Genomic DNA, 3,666 nt, shown 5'->3' on the forward strand with positions numbered 1-3,666 from the left:
GGACAACCTGTGCGAGCTCGCCCGACTTGTACTTTTCCGCGATTTTATCAAGCGAAACCGGCTTGATCTTGCCGGCCTGGCCTTCGCAGCCGAATTGCGTGAAGCGCTCGAGGCAGATTTTCATCGCAGCTTCGCGCGCCGGCTTCAGGTAGTCGCGCGGATCGAACTTGCCCGGATTGGTCGCCATGTAGCGGCGGATCGCGCCGGTGATCGCCAGACGCAGGTCGGTGTCGATGTTGACCTTGCGCACGCCGTTCTTGATGCCTTCCTGGATTTCCTCGACCGGCACGCCGTAGGTTTCCTTCATATCGCCGCCGAATTCGCGGATTTCCGCGAGCAGCTCCTGCGGCACCGACGACGAACCATGCATCACCAGGTGCGTATTCGGAATGCGTTGATGAATTTCCTTGATGCGCTGAATCGACAGGATGTCGCCCGTGGGCTTCTTGCTGAACTTGTACGCGCCGTGCGACGTACCGATCGCGATCGCCAATGCGTCGCATTGCGTCAGCTTGACGAAGTCGGCTGCCTGCTCCGGGTCGGTCAGCAACTGCTCGCGGGTCATCGTGCCTTCCGCGCCGTGGCCGTCTTCCTTGTCGCCCTTCATGGTTTCCAGCGAACCGAGCACGCCCAGTTCGGCTTCCACCGTGATGCCGATCGAGTGCGCCGCTTCAACCACCTTACGCGAGACCTCGACGTTGTACTCGTACGAGGCGACCGTCTTGCCGTCGGCTTCGAGCGAACCGTCCATCATCACGCTCGTGAAACCGCTGCGGATCGCCGCCATACATACCGCCGGCGACTGGCCGTGGTCCTGGTGCATCACGACCGGAATGTGCGGGTAGGACTCGACCGCTGCTTCGATCAGGTGGCGCAGGAACGGCTCGCCCGCGTACTTACGCGCGCCGGCCGATGCCTGCATGATGACCGGGGCGTTGACCTTGTCGGCCGCCGCCATGATCGCCTGCACCTGCTCCAGGTTGTTCACGTTGAATGCCGGAATGCCATAACCGTTTTCCGCGGCATGGTCCAGCAATTGACGCATTGATACGAGAGGCATGCTGTAACTCCTTAGATTGAAACGAATTCTGTGCCGTCGGCATCTTTTTGGGCGATTTTATCGCGAAGCAAGCTGCATACCCGTCACCCATTCCCTAAAGCGCATTTTCCTTCATGCGCGATTGGAGTCTGTGCGCCGCCTCTCGCGGGGCATGACAACCTGCTTCGCTCAATCCAGGCTGTGTCGACCCGAGTTAGCGCTTGAGCGCTTACTCGGGTCCCATGCATCGCTGTCGACCCGAGTTGGCGCTTTAGCGCTTACCCGGGTCCCATGCAACGCTGTCGACCCGAGTTGGCGCTTTAGCGCTTACTCGGATCCCATGCATCGCGCGCCGATCGAGCAGTCTGCTACTTATCCAGCCAAATCAATAAGGCTCGCCGACGCGCACGATTTTCAGCGTGTTCGTACCGCCCGCCTGGCCCATCGGCTCGCCGACGGTCAGCACCACCATGTCGCCACGCGACGCATAGCCCTTGCCGACCACGGTTTCCAGCGCCTGCTGCAACGCCGTGTCGCGATCGGTGCTGGTGTCCAGATGCAGCGACGTGACGTTGCGGTAGATCGCCATGGCCCGTTCGCTGCCCACGCGCGGCGTGAGCGCGAAAATCGGCACATGGGTCCAATGACGCGACATCCACAGCGCGGTCGAACCCGATTCGGTCAACGCGACGATCGCCTTCGCGCCCAGATGGAACGCCGTGAACAGCGCACCCATCGCGATGGACTGGTCGATACGCGTGAACGTGCGGTCGAGGAAATCCTTGTCCAGTTCCGACTGCTCCGACTTCTCCGCTTCCACGCAGATCGCCGCCATCGTTTCGATGGTCTGCACCGGGTACTTGCCCGCTGCCGATTCGGCCGACAGCATCACCGCGTCGGTGCCGTCCAGCACCGCGTTGGCGACGTCCGACACTTCGGCGCGGGTCGGCACCGGCGCGTAGATCATCGACTCCATCATCTGCGTGGCGGTGATCACGAACTTGTTCGATTCGCGCGCCATCCGAATCATGCGCTTTTGCAGCGCCGGAACTGCGGCATTCCCCACTTCCACGGCCAGATCGCCACGCGCGACCATGATGCCGTCCGAGGCGTCGAGGATGCCTTGCAGCGCCGGAATCGCTTCCGCGCGCTCGATCTTCGCGATCATCTTCGGCTTGATGCCGTAGGGCGCACCGGCGATGTTCGCGAGCTGACGGGCCATTTCCATGTCGGTCGAGTTCTTGGGGAACGAGACCGCGACGTAATCCACGCCGAGCGACATGGCCGTGCGGATGTCTTCCATGTCTTTGGCCGTCAGCGCCGGCGCGGTGAGGCCGCCACCCTGGCGGTTGATCCCCTTGTTGTTCGATAGTTCGCCGCCGACCTTCACGGTGGTGTGAATCTCACTGCCGAGCACGCGCACGACGTCGAGCACGATCAGGCCGTCGTTGAGCAACAGGACGTCGGCCGGTTTCAGGTCGCGCGGCAGATCTTTGTAGTCGAGACCGGCGCGTTGTTCATTACCGAGTTCGCACTCGGCGTCAAGAATGAACGACTCGCCGGCGACCAGCGTGATCTTGCCGTTTTCGAATTTGCCGACCCGAATCTTCGGGCCTTGCAGGTCAGCCATGATGGCAACTTCACGGCCGGCCTGGCGGGCCGCCTCGCGCACGAATTCGGCGCGCTGGCGGTGATCGTCGGCAGTGCCGTGCGAGAAATTGAGCCGCACCACGTCTAGACCTGCCTGAATCATTTTGAGCAGGATTTCCGGCGTACTGGAAGCCGGTCCGATGGTAGCGACAATCTTGGTGGCGCGATGCATGAGTCTCCTCGTCTGGATGGGATCGCTGGAAAGAGCGCTGCGAGTCGGATGCGGAGGCTGCGCACCGAAGGATGCTGCCAGGGGTTGCGCGCCGGTTGAAACCAGCGTCGCTTTATGGGGTGAAGCGGTGTTCGACACCAGCACGGGGGGTGCCGGTGGAGGGGCGAGCGCGACCTCTTCGTCCGGGAGTTCTGCGGGCGAGTGGGCGGCTTGTGCAGCGTCTGCGCTGGACAATGCCGCTGTCTCGCCGGCAGTGGTCAACTCCGCGAGCGTGAGGGGCGACCCGGATTCTTCATGTTGCTGGCTAGCTGACCCGGCCGCGGACTCCACCGCGGACTCGGCCGCTGCCGGATTGGCCGCAGAGCGCGCTTCGCGCTCCCCTGCCGGTACTGCTGCGGTATTGCCAGGCTTGCCGCCGCGTTGGCCACCGTGCTGATCGCCGTGTTGGCCACCGCGCGCTTTTGCAGACTTCGCTGAGGGGGAGCGCGTTGCCACGTTAAGCCCGCGATTCCAGAACTTCGACCGCAGGCAGTTTCTTGCCCTCGAGGAACTCGAGGAAGGCGCCGCCGCCCGTCGAGATGTAGCTAACCTTGTCGTGGATGCCGTACTTGGCGATCGCCGCGAGCGTGTCGCCGCCGCCGGCAATCGAGAACGCCGATGAGTTGGCGATCGCGTCAGCCAGCGTCCGGGTGCCGTTGCCGAACTGGTCGAACTCGAACACGCCGACCGGGCCGTTCCATACGATCGTGCCGGCCTTTTCCAGTTGTGCCGCGAGCACCTTGGCGGTTTCCGGCCCGATGTCGAG

At 63.0% G+C, this 3,666-nt stretch carries 3 protein-coding genes; all 3 read right to left on the reverse strand.

Annotated elements, in window-relative coordinates; all coding sequences use genetic code 11:
- Positions 1 to 1,060 (reverse strand): class II fructose-bisphosphate aldolase (gene fba, locus QOC89_RS17265; RefSeq protein WP_323046125.1); only part of this gene is annotated, 1,060 nt, incomplete at its 3' end.
- Positions 1,061 to 1,424: 364 nt separating this feature from the next.
- Positions 1,425 to 2,861 (reverse strand): pyruvate kinase, encoded by a 1,437-nt coding sequence (gene pyk, locus QOC89_RS17270; protein ID WP_323046126.1) that lies wholly within the window; start codon positions 2,859 to 2,861, stop codon positions 1,425 to 1,427.
- Between the two features lie 496 nt (positions 2,862 to 3,357).
- A partial coding sequence (pgk, locus tag QOC89_RS17275) for a phosphoglycerate kinase (RefSeq protein WP_323046127.1) occupies positions 3,358 to 3,666 on the reverse strand: 309 nt, incomplete at its 5' end.

Source organism: Paraburkholderia sp., assembly GCF_034668105.1.
Classification (GTDB): Bacteria; Pseudomonadota; Gammaproteobacteria; order Burkholderiales; family Burkholderiaceae; genus Paraburkholderia.